The organism is Faecalibacterium sp. i25-0019-C1, from assembly GCF_042854225.1.
Taxonomy (GTDB): domain Bacteria; phylum Bacillota; class Clostridia; order Oscillospirales; family Ruminococcaceae; genus Faecalibacterium; species Faecalibacterium taiwanense.
This window is the reverse complement of sequence record NZ_AP031428.1, coordinates 1,403,609-1,417,205: the sequence shown is the minus strand read 5'-3', so window position 1 is coordinate 1,417,205 and position 13,597 is coordinate 1,403,609. Positions and strand designations below refer to the sequence as shown.

Sequence of the window (13,597 nt, the reverse complement as noted above, 5' to 3'; positions counted from 1 at the left end):
ATTTCTCTTTTCAGACACGATTCAGGCCATTCCATCGCCCGCCCGATTGCCTCACGGCAACAGGGTCCCATCCAAGCGGACGGTCTTCAGAGAAACTCCCGGTTCGTCGACGTAAACTGATTATTTCAGGCCGAACATCTCCATGCATTCTGCTGCCGCTTCATCCACTTTGCCAAAATCCACCGCTGCACGGTAATAGGTCTCCAACTCATCGTGGCAGCTCTTGGCCTGCGCCATCAGGGCACTGGCCTGTTCCAGCAGTTCGGCGGCAGCACGCTCGTTAAAGCGCAGCCGTGCCCGGTACGCTGCCAGATTTTCCCTGTCAAGGAAGCGGGTGCACCGCACAGCCTGCACACTGGGCAGATGCACCGGATGCCAGCGATTATCCGTCAGGAAGGCAAGCTTCAGCTCCGGGATCAGGATATGGTCGATCTTATCCTCCGGGTGCATGGCGCATGGACAGGTAATAATGTGGTAGCCCCGCGTCAGGGCTTCGGCGCGGATCAGCTCCAGCAGCAGGCGGGACACCGCGCCGTAATCATCCCGGAACACGATAAACTTATCCGCCAATGCCTGTGCAGTGCCCTGATAAAACATTTCACCCTTGGGGGTGACGGCGGAAAGCAGGCGCAGCTCTTCGCTGCCAATGCCTTCCGTGCGCGGCATCACCCGGGTGCACAGCCGTTTGACATAACGGCGCACCTTGTCGAAATTGGCGCTGCAGGCTTCGGCGCGGCGGCTGTCCAGCAAAAGGCTGCCTGCCGATGCAATATATCGTGCAGCGCGGCTGCGCAGCAGGGCGTTGCGGGCAAACAGCGCCTTGACCTCATCGGTGCACTGGTGCAGCTTTTCTGCATCGATGGTGTGGTACAAACTCACCACCACTTCGTCCGCACCGGGAGCATCCGGCTCCACCACATGGGGCGCAGTGGCATCCACGATGGCCCTGTGCTGCCCGGGCAGGATCACGCCGTCCAGACTGTCCGGGTCGCTGGCACAGTGGATGCGCTGCGTCAGTTCGCCGCGCTGTTCGGCAGCACGGGCAAGCCGCTTCATCAGGGTGGATTTGCCGCAGCCCGGCCCGCTTTTGATCAGGTACATCTGCATACCGGGTTCGTGGCGCAGCGGTTCAAAATAGCCCTTGAAACCGGCAGGCGTTGTGGCACCCAGAAAGAAATCAATGGAATCATGTCGTGCAGTTTCCATAATCGAACACCTCTCTTTTTGTTTTAGAGTATGCAAAAGGAAGGTGTTTGGTTCTTGCAGCGGGAATGATTCAGTCTTTATGATAGGTATGTTTGCACACCGTTTCAATGTTGTCCCGCAGGGCAGTAAAATCAGCAAAGGCTGCAGGCTTGTTCTGCGGGCTGCGCAGCAGAGCGGCAGGGTGGAAGGTACCCATGAACAGGATGCCGCCCTTTTCGTACAGCTGGCCATGCTCCTTGGTCACGGAGAAATCCTTTCGGATCATCCGCTGGGCGGCAATGCGGCCAAGGCAGACCACGATCTTTGGCTTCAGCAGGCGGAACTGCTCCCGCAGCCAGGGCATACAGGCTTCGCTCTCAGCAGGCTGAGGGTCACGGTTCTGCGGCGGGCGGCACTTGACGATGTTTGCAATATAGCAGTTCTTCGTGCGGTCAAGGTCGATGGCAAACAGATATTTGTCCAGCAGCTGGCCGCTGCGCCCCACAAAGGGCAGACCCTGCTCATCCTCATTCTGGCCGGGGCCTTCGCCCACAAACAGAACTTCGGCATCTTCCACACCCTGACCGAACACCACATTGGTGCGGGTCTTGCACAGCTCGCAGCGGGTGCAGGCAAGACAGCTTGATCTTAAAGTTTCCCAATCCATGGCAGCTTGATCTCCTCTTGAAACGGTATGATACTTAGTTCACAAATCGGAACAGCTTTTCTCCTAAAATAATAGTACAAAATCTAGGATGGTACGATGCATTGCATGAAGTGACGAATCCACTCAATGCCTCTTTTAGTATACGACTTTTCGGCAACATCATCAATACAGTGGCCGACAATCTTTTTAATGACATGCTCATCCATACCGGCTTTCTTTGCCGTGGTGACGAACTGAACACGACCATCATGAGGACGATGCCGGGGGGGACAAGGCCTAAAGCATTCACGACGAATGCGTTGCCCTTTCTGTGTGTTTTGGCTGGCGACTTAACGATACCATAGGACGATTCACTCGTCATGAATGCGTAGAAATCACACGATAATACGTTGTTTTATCAAAAGAATAAACAAAGAGTATCTCCACATGTTGATTTTAAATCAATCTGCAGCGATGACTGAAAACGATTACACGTGCGGATTTCAAAGCACTTATACAAATTGTATCCGCTTTCTCTTTGCAGAGCGCGGCTGGATGTGTTATAATCAAAATAGTTTTCTGCGATGCATTTTCAGGCGGTAGTGCCGGACGGCAGCGCGGGAGAAACCGGATAGCGGGAGAGTGGAACTTTTGGAGTTGGAACAGGCAAAAAAGCGCGTGGAAGAATTGCGCGCTGTGATCGAGAAAAACAATCGGCTTTACTATGACCAGGATGCCCCGGAGCTTGAAGATTTTGAGTATGATGCTCTGACCCGGGAACTGAAAGAATTGGAAGCGCAGTTTCCGCAGCTGGTCACGGCATCATCGCCTACCCAGAAGGTAGGCGGCACGGCCAGCAGCAAGCTGCCCAAGGTGACCCATGCGGTAAAAATGGAAAGCCTGCTGGATGCATTTTCGTATGATGAGCTGCGGGATTTTGACCGCCGCGTGCGGGAAGCCGGCATAGAGCCGGAGTATGTGGTGGAGATCAAGATCGATGGCCTTTCCTGCAGTCTGGAATACGAAAACGGTGAGCTGGTTCGTGCCTCTACCCGCGGCGATGGCGTGGTGGGCGAGGATGTGACTGCCAATGTCCGCGCCATCCGCAGCATTCCCAAAAAGTTGAAGGATGCACCGGAATTTCTGGAAGTGCGCGGTGAGGTATATATGCCGCATGGCGCGTTCCAGAAGCTGTGTGCAGAGCAGGAGCTGCAGGGCGCAGCGCCCTTTAAAAATCCGCGCAATGCGGCTGCCGGTTCGCTGCGCCAGAAGGATGCAAGGATCACCGGAAGCCGGGGCCTTTCTATCTTTGTTTTCAATGTGCAGCAGATCCGCGGCAAAACGCTTACCAAGCATGCTGAAAGTCTGGATTACCTCAAGAGCCTTGGCCTGCCGGTCTCGCCGCGCTATCATATCGTGCATGACATTGAGCAGGCCATTGCCGAGATCGAGCAGATCGGCCAGAACCGTGCCAAACTGGATTTTGATATGGATGGTGCAGTGATCAAGGTGAACGATTTTGCACAGCGCGATTTGATGGGTTCCACCAACAAATTCCCACGCTGGGCAATTGCGTTTAAGTATCCGCCAGAGGTAAAGGAGACAACGCTACGCAGCATTGAGGTCGCAGTTGGCCGCACCGGTGTTCTTACCCCGACGGCCTGCTTTGACCCTGTCTTTCTGGCGGGTACTACCGTTGCCCGCGCGACCCTGCACAATGAGGATTTTATCCATCAGTTCGGCCTTTGCATCGGCGATACCATTCAGGTGCGCAAGGCGGGTGATATCATCCCGGAAGTGATCGGTGTTACCCATCACGCAGAGGATGCACAGCCCTATGAGATGCCCACGGTCTGCCCCTCCTGCGGTGCACCAGTCGTCCATCTGGAGGATGAAGCAGCTCTGCGCTGTGTTAACCCCGAGTGCCCGGCACAGGCACTGCGCAATATCATCCATTTTGCTTCCCGTGATGCAATGGATATCGAGGGCCTTGGCACAGCAGTTGCCACCCAGCTGGTGGAGAAGGACATGGTGCACTCCGCAGCGGATATCTACACGCTGACACGGGAACAGCTTCTGACGCTGGATAAGTTCAAGGAAAAGAGCGCCGATAACCTGCTGAACGCCATCGAGGCTTCCAAGCAGAACAATCTGGATAAGCTCCTGTTCGGCTTTGGCATCCGCAACATTGGCGATAAAGCTGCAGCCCTGCTGGCAGAGCATTTCGGTACGCTGCAGGCTGTCCGGGAAGCAAGTGCAGAGCAGATCAGCGAGATCGATGGGTTTGGCGGCGTAATGGCGCAGAGCGTCGTGGAATTCTTTGCAAAAGAGGGAACGACCGACCTTGTCCATCGTCTGGCCGATGCCGGATTGAATATGCAGTGGAAGGGCGAACCGAAGGGCGATAAGCTGGCAGGGAAAACGCTGGTGGTCACCGGCACGCTGGAAACTCTTTCCCGCAATGAGGCGGAAGCACTGATCGTGAAAAACGGTGGTAAGGCCAGCGGATCTGTTTCAAAGAAAACGGCCTATGTTGTGGCAGGCACGGCAGCAGGCTCCAAACTGACCAAGGCGCAGGCGCTTGGCATCCCGGTGCTGACCGAGGCAGAATTTCTGGCAATGATCAGCGACGAAAACATCTGATAAAACCGTTCCAATGGATATCCCCGCAGTTTTGTGCTGCGGGGATATTTTTATGTCCGCAGGTTCTATCCGGCAGGGACAGGCATATACTCATAGCAGGCAATGAGCCTGAAAAAGGAGAGGACAGTGTGGATGAGTATTATCGGGCGATACGCCTGCTTCCCTCATGGCTGGCCGGGCCATTGGGACAGCTGCCAGCACAGACGGCAGCGCAGATCCATGAACTTCGGTTCCGGACAGGCTGTGGTGCTTTTGTTACACTGTCGGGTCGGCAGCTCCCGCTGCAGGACCTGCCGGAGTGCCCGCTGCAGCTGAGGGAGTGTGTATTGGATCAGTTTCAGATCGAAGAGATCTTTCACACCCTGTGCGGCGGCGCGGTACATGCACACCAGACGGAGCTTGCGCATGGATTTCTGACCACACCCTCCGGCTGCCGGGTGGGTGTGGCAGGACGCTATGTGGATCGCGACGGCCAGACGGTTCTGCAGCAGGTGCAGGGGTTGAACCTGCGCATTGCAAGGGCGGTTCCGGTACAGCTGCCGGACGAACTTCTGGTGCAACTGAAAAAGCATTTTATTGGGATGCTTTTGGTCGGCGAACCGGACAGCGGCAAGACGACGCTTCTGCGTCAGATCGCACGAGAACTGGCCGGGATGCAGCGGCGAGCCTGCGTGGTGGACGAGCGCTGCGAGATCTTTCCGCCGGGTGATTCCGAGAAGATGCCGCCGCTGGATCTGCTGTCCGGCATCCCTAAGGAACGGGCTGTGCAGATGGCACTGCGCACGCTTTCGCCGCAGGTTATTTTGCTGGACGAGCTGGGCACGCTTGCCGAAACTGCAGCGCTGGAACAGGGCTTTTACAGCGGGGTGGACTTTGTTGCAAGCGTCCATGCCGCAAGCGTAGAAGAAGCCGCCCGGCGGCCGCAGGTGCAGGCGCTGCAGCGGCATGGAATGCTGCGTGTATTTGTACTGCTGCACGGCTGCACAACGCCGGGAAAAGTCCGGCGGGTCTGCACGGTATGATGCGGCTTTTCCATTGGGCAGCGGCTGCACTGCTCCTGCTGTGCGGGTGGCTGACCGGCTCTGCATTTCAGGCCAGAACAGAGCAGCATATCCTGCAGTTGCAGCGCACCGTGGAGCTGCTGCAGCGCATCCGGCAGGAGATCGCTTACCGCAGGCTGGATCTGGAACAGCTGCAGCGGTGTCTCGTGCAGGAAAAGCTGTTGGAAAGCGATGCAGCACCTAAACTGCAGGAAATTCCGGCACCGGAAAGATTTGATGATGCGGAACGCCTTTGCTTTGAGCAGTGCTTTGCCGGCCTTGGCCAAAGCGAAGCGGCACAGGAATGCGAACGACTGGATTATTACTCTGCCCGTTTTGAAGCATTCCTGCACCAGGCGCAGCAGAAAGCGGCATCCGGGCAAGGCTTACCGTGCAGGCTTGGCCTTGCAGCCGGCGCGGTGGCAGCACTGATTCTTTTGTAGTGGCAGGAGGACGAAAACTTGGAGATCGACCTTGTGTTCAAAATTGCAGCGATCGGTATTATCGTGGCTGTCCTGAACCAGCTGCTGATCCGTTCCGGCCGGGAGGATCAGGCCATGATGACGACCCTTGCGGGTCTTGTGGTAGTGCTTTCCATCCTTGTCAAGCAGATCAGCGCACTGTTCGTTACCATCAAGTCGCTGTTTGCACTATGAGTACATCTTTTTCCATTCTGGGGGCAGTGGTCGTCTTTGCAGCGGCGCAGCTTCTGCTGCGGAAGGATGCACCGGCCTATGCGTTTCTGCTGTCCGTTGGCGCAGCATTGTTTGTGCTGCTGCAGCTTGGAGTGGCGGTGCAGGAGCTGCTTCGGAATGTACTGGCTTTCAGCCGCCGGGTGGACGGGCCTGCATTTGCCTGTCTGCTGCGCTGTGCCGGAATTTTGCTGCTGACCGATTACGCGCGGACCCTGTGCGAAGAAGCTGGTGCGGACACTTTGGCATGGTGCGCCGGGTTTGCGGGCCGATGTTTGGTTCTGGCGGCAGCATTTCCTCTGCTGGAAGAGATCTGCCAGAAGATCTGGGGGCTTGCCGCATGATAAAAAAATTCCTGCAAAAAGCGGCAGCGTTTGTATTGTGCACCGTATGCTTTCTGGCTTTTGCACCTGATGCCGCTGCGGCACAGCTGCAGGGCCTGCCCGGACAGGAGCTTTGGCAGCCTTATCTGGAAAAAGCTCCGCAAAGTGCAGAGTCCTTTGCCAAAGATCCGCTCAAATCTCTGCTCGCGCTCCTGCCGGGATCACCGGCAGAGATGATCCGGCAGATGGCACACTGCTATGCGGATGTTCTGCTGTTTTTACTGTTGCTGATCGTGCTTTCATTTCTGGTGGGAGGAGCAGCCGACAGCGCCTTGTTGGAGCTGGCTGCGGCTGTGGGCTGCGGCACTCTTTTGTGGGGAGATCTGATCAGCCTTGCACAGCTGATCTGTGAGCGGATGGAGGGGTGGAAAAACTACCTTCTGGGTTTTCTTCCGGTGTACAGCGGTGTGCTCGCTGCCGGTGGAGAGGTGAATGCCAGCACAGCGGCAAGCGGTCTGCTGCTGACCGGACTGTGCTTTCTGGCACAGGGTACGGTGCTTGTGGTCAGTCCGCTGCTGCAGAGCTACCTTGCGGTAAGCATGGCGTGCTGCATCAGCACCCAGCAGGGGCTTTCGGAAACGTGCCGTGCCATGGGCGCTTTGCTGCGCAGGGGGCTTGTCTGGGCTGGGCGGATTTTTGCAGTGCTGTTAGGGCTGCAAAGAGCGGTAACAGTTCAGCTGGACCGTTCTGCACTGCGGTTGGGCCAGCTGCTTACCGGCGGCGTGCCGGTGATCGGGCAGGCTCTGAGCGATACGGCAGAAGTATTTCTTGCCGGAATGCAGCTGCTCAAAAGCAGTCTGGGTTTTGCGGCACTTGCCGTGATCGGGGCCGAATTTCTGCCACTGTATCTGCAGCTTCTGCTCCATTTGCTATTCCTTGCAGGATGCAGGCTTCTGTGCGGCCTTGCGGAGAACCGGCGCTGTCAGGCGCTGTTTGACTGCATGGCCGAAGCGGTAAAATGCATGGCAGCAGTAACGGCACTGTTTTTTGAACTGCTGACGGTAGGCGTGGGGCTTCTGATGATGACGGGAGGCGGATAGGAAATGCACGCATTTCAGACGGCGGCATCGGCGTTCTGCATTGCCTGTATCTGTGCGGAGATCACGACGCTGTTGGCGGGCGCAGGCTGGGCGGGCAGATGCATAAAAGCCGTTGCCGGGCTATATATTCTAGTGATCCTGTTCCGGCTGGCCCCGCAGATGAAGCTGGAACTGAAAAGTGCAGCGGCGGCTGCTCCGGCAGCGGTCAGCATCCAGAGTACGGAGACATCGCTCTTGCAGGGAACGCAGGAACGGCTGGAAGCGGATCTTTGCGCAGAGTGTGAGCGGCGCTTTGGTACAAAGGTGAAACTGGAGATCACACTGACCCGGACAGAACAGACCGTTCGGGCAGAAAAGGTGCTTGTGATCCTCCCGGCGGCGTGCACATCCGCAGAGCAGAGCCGGATCGCGGCATATCTGCAGCAGGAGCTTGGCATGGCACCGATACTGGAAGTACAGGAGGGCACCGAATGAAACAAGCAGGGGGCATTTCGTTCGGAGATTCCGTGAAAGATTTTGCCCGGAAATGTAAAGGGAAACAGGGCAGAGCAAGGCTTGCTGCGGCAGTAGGCATTCTGGCAATGCTGTTGATCCTGCTGTCGGAACTTTTTCCGCAGAACACGGCAGCGGGCAGCACAAAAAACACAAAGTCTGCCCAGAGCAGCACGGAATATCAGGCACAGCTGGAGAACCGGCTGGAACATCTGATCTCACAGATGAGCGGTGCGGGCAAAACGACCGTGATGGTCACGCTGGAGACTGGAGAAGAAGCCATTTATGCGCTGGATACACAGTCCGGAGAAATGCAGTCCCAGCAGACCCATGTCCTGCTGGAAGATGGTTCAGCCCTGACCGAAACGGTATGTCTGCCGCAGGTGTGCGGTGTGGCCGTGCTGTGCGAGGGCGGCGGAGACATCCGCGTTGCTGCCCGGATCACCGAACTGGTAAGCGCACTGCTGGATCTGCCATCCAACCGCATTTGTGTGGAACAGCGCAAGGGCTGAGACCCTGCAGCTTTTATAAGGAGGAACGATTTATGAGAGCACTTTCCAGAAATACCCGCAGGGCCACAGCTGTTACATTGGCTGCCGCACTGGTGATCGCCGTATACTTGAACTGGCAGTACGCCCGCAGCGATGTGCCCACGGAACTGCCGGACAATGCTGCAATGGTCGCGGCAGAGGCTGAGAATGTCCCGGTACAGACGCAGACGGTTCTGGATGAGCTGCCCACAGAGGCCGAAGCGGTGTCCAGCGCCAACAAAAACTATGGTGAAGCGCAGCTTGTAAGCGTTGCCAGTGACAGTGGTGCAAAGTTTTTTGAGCAGGCTCGGCTTAAGCGACAGAAGGCCCACGATGAGTCGATGGATTCCATCAAGAAAACGATGAAATCCTCGTCGCTTTCCGCAGAGGAAAAGAAGGAATATACCGCCCAGATGACCGCAAATCTGGAAGATCTGAATGCGGAGAATGAGATCGAAACGCTGATCAAAGCCAAAGGTTTTGCAGACTGCCTGTGCTTTTTGCAGTCCGGCCGGGCAGACCTTACCGTGATGACCTCCGGTGAACCGCTCACAGCGGCACAGGTGGCACAGATCCGGGATGTGGTGCTGAACAAAAGCACTGTGACTGCCCAGAACATCACGGTGGTGGAGGTCAAATAAGAAGGTGCGGCAGAGTTTTCCGAAACAAGTATTGAAATCGCACCCGCTTTGATGGTATAATAACTCTATCAATAAAGAATGATGTTGTCCTGCGTATGGCATTGATCGTTTCAGGCAGGACCATTTCAAACAAGAAAAAGCAGGCTGTGCCCGCTTTTGAATGGAGGACAACACAATGGATTTTCAGAATACAGATCTTCAGGGCGGCAGCCTTCAGATCTCCACCGAAGTCATTGGCAAGATCGCACGCTGCGCAGCATTGGAAATTGACGGCGTTGCCGAGGTTTCCTGCGGCAGACAAAATAAAAAGCTCAAGGATCTGCTGGAAGCATCCAGCATCCAGTCTCCGGTCGTGGTGGAAATGCGGGATGGTACCGCAAACATCACTCTGAACCTGATGATGAGCTTTGGTGCACGCATTCCTGCTGTGGCCGAAAAGGTGCAGGAAAACGTGAAGAACGCTGTGCAGAACATGACCAATGTCACTGTGAGCCGCGTCAATCTGGTGATCGCCGGCCTTGCAGAAACCACTGCAGCAGAGAAGTAAAATAAAATTCAGAATTGGAAGCCGATCCTCTCTGTGCTCTGGCCGGAGAGGCTTCGTGCTGCGAGAGGAACATTATGGAAAATATTTTGCCCCGTAGAGAAGCACGCGAGAATGCATTTTTGCTGGCATTTTCGCAGACCTTTGGTGATATCCCGCTGGCAGAGGCCATTACCAGCCATGAAGAAAACGATGAAGAACACCCTGTGGATGGCTTCAGCAAGCATCTGCTGAACGCATATTACGATCATTCTGCCGAGGTGGATGATGAGATCCGTGCACATCTGCGCAACTGGACCATGGAGCGCCTGCCTCGTGTCAGCCTGACCATCCTGCGTCTGGCAGTTGCCGAGATGCTGTTTGGCGGCGAGAATAAGCCCGGTGTTGCCATCAACGAGGCGGTGGAACTGACGAAAAAGTATGGTGCGGACGAAGATTACCAGTTCGTGAACGGTCTGCTTGGCGCAGTAGCCCGGGATCAAGGTCTGGATGCGGAGCAGGCCGAACAGTGAGCCGTTATACGCTTGGCATTGATACAAGCAACTATGCAACCTCTCTGGCAGTGTTTGATACAGCTGGAGAGGTTGTTTGCGCAAAGAAGCGCTTTTTGCCGGTAAAAGCGGGCCAGCTGGGCCTGCGGCAAAGCGATGCACTGTTTCATCATACGGTCGCGCTGCCGGAGATGATGCAGGAACTGGCGCAGGAATTTGATCTGACGCAGATCGATGCTGTGGGCGTATCGCAAAAGCCCCGCCCGGTAGAAGGCAGCTATATGCCTTGCTTTCTTGCAGGTGTCAATGCCGCAACGGCTTTTGCACATGCAAAAGGGATCCCACTTGTGCTGACGACCCATCAGCAGGGTCACGCTGCCGCAGCGCTGTTTGCAGCTAAGGGGGAACAGCTGTTTGCTGAAAAAGTTCTGCTGTTCCATATTTCCGGCGGCACCACGGACCTGCTGCTCTGCGATCAGGTGCGCCGGATCACAACGCTTGGCACCAGCACAGACCTTTATGCCGGACAGGCTGTGGACCGTGTGGGGGTCAGGCTTGGCTTTGGCTTCCCGGCGGGTGCCGAGGTTTCCCGTCTGGCTGCACAGTGCACTGAGGAGATCAAGCCAAAATCCAGCGTGAAGGGGATGCAATGCAGCCTTTCCGGGCTGGAAAACCAGTGCAATGCCCTGCTTGCCGCAGGCAAAACGCCGGAATATGTGTGCAAGTACTGCCTGCTCTGTGTGGCGGATACAGTGGTAAAAATGACCAAAGCTGCACAGAAGGAATACCCCGGCCTGCCGGTGGTATGTGCTGGCGGAGTGATGAGCAGCGATATCATCCGTGCATGGGTGCAGAAACGTCTGCCGCAGGTCTACTTTGTGCCGGGACAGTATTCCAGCGATAATGCCATCGGTGTTTCGATCCTGGCAGCGCGGGAGGCCGGATTATGGCTGAAGTGATTACCGTTTCAGCACTCAACCGTTATGTAAAAACGCTGCTGGATGCCAACGATGCTTTGTTTGACCTTGCCCTGCGCGGCGAGATCGCAAATTTTGTACAGAATGCGCGCAGCGGGCACTGCTATTTTTCTCTGCGGGATGATGTCTGCAGCGTCAAAGCGGTAATGTTCCGCACTGATGCACGCCGCCTTGCTTTCCGCCCGGAAGAGGGAATGCGTGTAGTCGTGCGCTGCCGCGCTACCCTTTATGAGCGCGATGGCGCATTTCAGCTGTACGTGAACGATATGTTCCCGGATGGCATTGGCACCGCACAGCTTGCATTGGAGCAGCTCAAAGCAAAGCTGGAGCAGGAGGGCCTGTTTGCCCTGGAACATAAAAAGCCGCTGCCGGCATTCCCTAAATGCATTGGTGTTGTCACCAGCAAGACGGGAGCCGCATTGCAGGATATCCGCAATGTGCTCACACGGCGCTGGCCATCGGTACGGCTGCTGCTGTGTCCGGTGACAGTGCAGGGGTTTGAAGCCGCGCAGCAGGTGGCCGATGCCATCAAAAAGCTGGATCAGCGCAAAGAGGTGGACGAGATCATCGTTGCACGCGGAGGCGGCAGCCGGGAAGACCTGTGGGTCTTTAACGCAGAGATGATCGCCCGGGCTGCATACCGCTGCAAAAAACCACTGATCAGCGCAATCGGCCACGAGATCGACTATACCATTCTGGATTTTGTGGCAGACTGCCGTGCCCCAACACCTTCGGCTGCAGCAGAGCTGGCTGTACCGGATCGGGCAGAGCAGGAACGGATATTGCTGGATTTGCAGCAAAATATTCGCAAAAATATGCAAAAACGTTTTGATTTATGCTATAATGGTCTGGAACAATACAACTTTGTGTTGGAGCAGGGCCTTGCACGCCGAAACTGGCAAAAAAGTCAGGGTCAGCTGCAGCAGGTGCAGGATGCCATCCGTCAGCAGATGCAGAAACGCCTGCATTCTGCAGAATTGCAGCTGGGTCATGCGGCAGCACTTACTGGTTCGCTGGATCCATACAAGGTGCTGGCGCGCGGCTACACGATGGTCACAGCAGCCAACGGTACTATTTTAAATGCAGATGATCTGCAGCCGGAAAAAACAATCTATGTTCGCAGCGCTTCCCGCCGTGCAAAGTGCAGGGTGGAAGCGGTGGAGGAGATCAATGAGAACACCCAAAAGTTTTGAGGAAGGCATGGAACGGCTGAATACGCTCCTTGCACAGATGCAGAGCGAGGATACGACCCTTGCAGATTCGGTCAAACTGTATGCAGAGGCCGCTTCTCTGATGGAGTACTGCCATGCTGCACTGGAAAAAACATCGCTGCAGATTGACGAGATCGACGCAAAGCTTGCGGGCACAGTGCAGGAGGAAAGCTAATGGACTATCAGGAGCAGTATCAGAATTATCTGGCGCAGGCAATGGCCGCGCTGGAAAAGGCCTGCGGCCGTTTTCTGCCGGAAGAATCCGAGGTGTGCCGTGCGGCACGCTACAGCCTGATGGGCGGCGGCAAACGGATCCGTGCAGTTCTTGTTCTCAGCGTCTGCGATATGCTGGGCGGCAGTATGCAGGCGGCACAGCAGTTTGCAGCTGCTGTAGAAATGCTGCACTGCTATTCGCTCATTCACGATGACCTGCCCTGCATGGACAATGATGATCTGCGCCGCGGCCGTCCTTCCTGCCACAAGGCGTTTAGCGAAGCAACTGCCATGCTGGCCGGTGATGTGCTGCTGACAGAAGCATTTGAGACAGTCGCCAATGCCCCGGCAGATGCGTCTGTCTGTGTACAGGCAGCGCGGGCACTGGGTGCAGGCGCTGGCAGCCGCGGCATGGTCTATGGGCAGGAACTGGATCTGAAATACGAAGCGTTGGCCGCAACAGAAGACCAGCTTCGGCTGATCCACCGCAATAAAACGGGTGCGCTGATCAATGCAGCCATTCAGATGGGTGCGGCTGCGGCCAAAGCGGATGAAGCACAGTGCAGAGCGCTGGAACAGTATGCTTATGGTCTGGGTCTTGTTTTTCAGATCGTGGACGATGTACTGGATGTTACCAGCACACCGGAACAGCTGGGCAAGCCCATTGGCAGCGACAGCGAAAATGGAAAGACTACCTTTGTGACCCTTTATGGTGCGGAAGGTGCCATGAAGCTTGCACATGACCTGAATCAGGAGACCTGCACGGAACTGCACCGGAATTTTGGCGAAAAAGCTGCGTTTCTGGAACAGCTTGCGCAGCAGCTTCTTGTGCGTAAAAACTAAAAATAATCCATACAGAATAAAGGAAA

The 13,597-nt window shown here is 55.8% G+C and carries 17 protein-coding genes; 15 read left to right on the top strand and 2 right to left on the bottom strand.

Annotated elements, in window-relative coordinates; genetic code table 11:
* Window positions 1–120: 120 nt before the first annotated feature.
* Together ACGHUK_RS07105 and ACGHUK_RS07100 are read right to left on the bottom strand one after the other, a co-directional pair.
* Window positions 121–1,206 carry a hypothetical protein gene (locus tag ACGHUK_RS07105; RefSeq protein WP_097781765.1) on the bottom strand — a complete coding sequence of 362 codons (1,086 nt, stop codon included), beginning with the start codon at window positions 1,204–1,206 and terminating at the stop codon, window positions 121–123.
* 70 nt (window positions 1,207–1,276) lie between these two features.
* On the bottom strand, window positions 1,277–1,852 hold the full coding sequence (locus tag ACGHUK_RS07100) for a uracil-DNA glycosylase family protein (RefSeq protein WP_005942018.1): 576 nt from the start codon (window positions 1,850–1,852) through the stop codon (window positions 1,277–1,279).
* A gap of 621 nt (window positions 1,853–2,473) precedes the next feature.
* On the opposite strand from ACGHUK_RS07100, the gene ligA reads away from it, so the two are divergent.
* From ligA to ACGHUK_RS07025, 15 genes are all read left to right on the top strand, one after another.
* The gene (gene ligA, locus ACGHUK_RS07095) at window positions 2,474–4,474 is read left to right on the top strand and encodes an NAD-dependent DNA ligase LigA (protein WP_390575734.1); all 2,001 of its coding nucleotides are present in this window, start codon (window positions 2,474–2,476) and stop codon (window positions 4,472–4,474) included.
* 128 nt (window positions 4,475–4,602) lie between these two features.
* Window positions 4,603–5,496 carry an ATPase, T2SS/T4P/T4SS family gene (locus tag ACGHUK_RS07090; RefSeq protein WP_294647421.1) on the top strand — a complete coding sequence of 298 codons (894 nt, stop codon included), beginning with the start codon at window positions 4,603–4,605 and terminating at the stop codon, window positions 5,494–5,496.
* Window positions 5,493–5,957, top strand: coding sequence for a hypothetical protein (locus ACGHUK_RS07085; RefSeq protein WP_294647422.1), 465 nt, complete (start codon window positions 5,493–5,495; stop codon window positions 5,955–5,957). The genes ACGHUK_RS07090 and ACGHUK_RS07085 overlap by 4 nt, the downstream gene beginning before the upstream one ends.
* Before the next feature lie 18 nt (window positions 5,958–5,975).
* Window positions 5,976–6,170 carry a stage III sporulation protein AC gene (gene spoIIIAC, locus ACGHUK_RS07080; protein ID WP_005942027.1) on the top strand — a complete coding sequence of 65 codons (195 nt, stop codon included), beginning with the start codon at window positions 5,976–5,978 and terminating at the stop codon, window positions 6,168–6,170.
* Window positions 6,167–6,550 carry a stage III sporulation protein AD gene (locus ACGHUK_RS07075; RefSeq protein ID WP_097777774.1) on the top strand — a complete coding sequence of 128 codons (384 nt, stop codon included), beginning with the start codon at window positions 6,167–6,169 and terminating at the stop codon, window positions 6,548–6,550. Before spoIIIAC ends, ACGHUK_RS07075 begins: the two co-directional genes overlap by 4 nt.
* Entirely contained in the window at window positions 6,547–7,629 is a 1,083-nt protein-coding gene (locus tag ACGHUK_RS07070; RefSeq protein ID WP_154259854.1) for a stage III sporulation protein AE, read from the top strand. Before ACGHUK_RS07075 ends, ACGHUK_RS07070 begins: the two co-directional genes overlap by 4 nt.
* Window positions 7,630–7,632: 3 nt before the next feature.
* Window positions 7,633–8,103: a hypothetical protein gene (locus ACGHUK_RS07065; RefSeq protein ID WP_154259852.1), complete on the top strand. Its 471-nt coding sequence runs from the start codon at window positions 7,633–7,635 to the stop codon at window positions 8,101–8,103.
* Window positions 8,100–8,633: a stage III sporulation protein AG gene (locus tag ACGHUK_RS07060; RefSeq protein ID WP_154259850.1), complete on the top strand. Its 534-nt coding sequence runs from the start codon at window positions 8,100–8,102 to the stop codon at window positions 8,631–8,633. The genes ACGHUK_RS07065 and ACGHUK_RS07060 overlap by 4 nt, the downstream gene beginning before the upstream one ends.
* A 32-nt stretch (window positions 8,634–8,665) precedes the next feature.
* A complete protein-coding gene (locus ACGHUK_RS07055) occupies window positions 8,666–9,292 on the top strand; it encodes a SpoIIIAH-like family protein (RefSeq protein ID WP_390575730.1) in 627 nt (208 codons plus the stop codon).
* Window positions 9,293–9,452: 160 nt separating this feature from the next.
* Window positions 9,453–9,839 carry an Asp23/Gls24 family envelope stress response protein gene (locus tag ACGHUK_RS07050; RefSeq protein ID WP_390575727.1) on the top strand — a complete coding sequence of 129 codons (387 nt, stop codon included), beginning with the start codon at window positions 9,453–9,455 and terminating at the stop codon, window positions 9,837–9,839.
* Window positions 9,840–9,913: 74 nt separating this feature from the next.
* Window positions 9,914–10,348: a transcription antitermination factor NusB gene (gene nusB / locus ACGHUK_RS07045; RefSeq protein ID WP_390575724.1), complete on the top strand. Its 435-nt coding sequence runs from the start codon at window positions 9,914–9,916 to the stop codon at window positions 10,346–10,348.
* Entirely contained in the window at window positions 10,345–11,286 is a 942-nt protein-coding gene (locus ACGHUK_RS07040) for a glycoprotease (protein ID WP_097781770.1), read from the top strand. Before nusB ends, ACGHUK_RS07040 begins: the two co-directional genes overlap by 4 nt.
* Entirely contained in the window at window positions 11,274–12,497 is a 1,224-nt protein-coding gene (gene xseA / locus ACGHUK_RS07035) for an exodeoxyribonuclease VII large subunit (protein WP_154259848.1), read from the top strand. The genes ACGHUK_RS07040 and xseA overlap by 13 nt, the downstream gene beginning before the upstream one ends.
* Complete coding sequence (gene xseB / locus ACGHUK_RS07030) at window positions 12,475–12,690, top strand: exodeoxyribonuclease VII small subunit (RefSeq protein WP_223387585.1); 216 nt, start codon at window positions 12,475–12,477, stop codon at window positions 12,688–12,690. The genes xseA and xseB overlap by 23 nt, the downstream gene beginning before the upstream one ends.
* Window positions 12,690–13,571, top strand: coding sequence for a polyprenyl synthetase family protein (locus tag ACGHUK_RS07025; protein ID WP_120079276.1), 882 nt, complete (start codon window positions 12,690–12,692; stop codon window positions 13,569–13,571). The genes xseB and ACGHUK_RS07025 overlap by 1 nt, the downstream gene beginning before the upstream one ends.
* The last annotated feature ends 26 nt before the right edge of the window (window positions 13,572–13,597 follow it).

What these genes read in the sequence shown, in the direction of transcription:
- ACGHUK_RS07105 (WP_097781765.1), bottom strand. Translation starts at nt 1,206, where the DNA reads ATGGAAACTGCACGACATGATTCCATTGATTTCTTTCTGGGTGCCACA.
- ACGHUK_RS07100 (WP_005942018.1), bottom strand. Translation starts at nt 1,852, where the DNA reads ATGGATTGGGAAACTTTAAGATCAAGCTGTCTTGCCTGCACCCGCTGC.
- ACGHUK_RS07085 (WP_294647422.1), top strand. Translation starts at nt 5,493, where the DNA reads ATGATGCGGCTTTTCCATTGGGCAGCGGCTGCACTGCTCCTGCTGTGC.
- ACGHUK_RS07075 (WP_097777774.1), top strand. Translation starts at nt 6,167, where the DNA reads ATGAGTACATCTTTTTCCATTCTGGGGGCAGTGGTCGTCTTTGCAGCG.
- ACGHUK_RS07070 (WP_154259854.1), top strand. Translation starts at nt 6,547, where the DNA reads ATGATAAAAAAATTCCTGCAAAAAGCGGCAGCGTTTGTATTGTGCACC.
- ACGHUK_RS07065 (WP_154259852.1), top strand. Translation starts at nt 7,633, where the DNA reads ATGCACGCATTTCAGACGGCGGCATCGGCGTTCTGCATTGCCTGTATC.
- ACGHUK_RS07060 (WP_154259850.1), top strand. Translation starts at nt 8,100, where the DNA reads ATGAAACAAGCAGGGGGCATTTCGTTCGGAGATTCCGTGAAAGATTTT.
- ACGHUK_RS07055 (WP_390575730.1), top strand. Translation starts at nt 8,666, where the DNA reads ATGAGAGCACTTTCCAGAAATACCCGCAGGGCCACAGCTGTTACATTG.
- ACGHUK_RS07050 (WP_390575727.1), top strand. Translation starts at nt 9,453, where the DNA reads ATGGAGGACAACACAATGGATTTTCAGAATACAGATCTTCAGGGCGGC.
- nusB (WP_390575724.1), top strand. Translation starts at nt 9,914, where the DNA reads ATGGAAAATATTTTGCCCCGTAGAGAAGCACGCGAGAATGCATTTTTG.
- xseA (WP_154259848.1), top strand. Translation starts at nt 11,274, where the DNA reads ATGGCTGAAGTGATTACCGTTTCAGCACTCAACCGTTATGTAAAAACG.
- xseB (WP_223387585.1), top strand. Translation starts at nt 12,475, where the DNA reads ATGAGAACACCCAAAAGTTTTGAGGAAGGCATGGAACGGCTGAATACG.
- ACGHUK_RS07025 (WP_120079276.1), top strand. Translation starts at nt 12,690, where the DNA reads ATGGACTATCAGGAGCAGTATCAGAATTATCTGGCGCAGGCAATGGCC.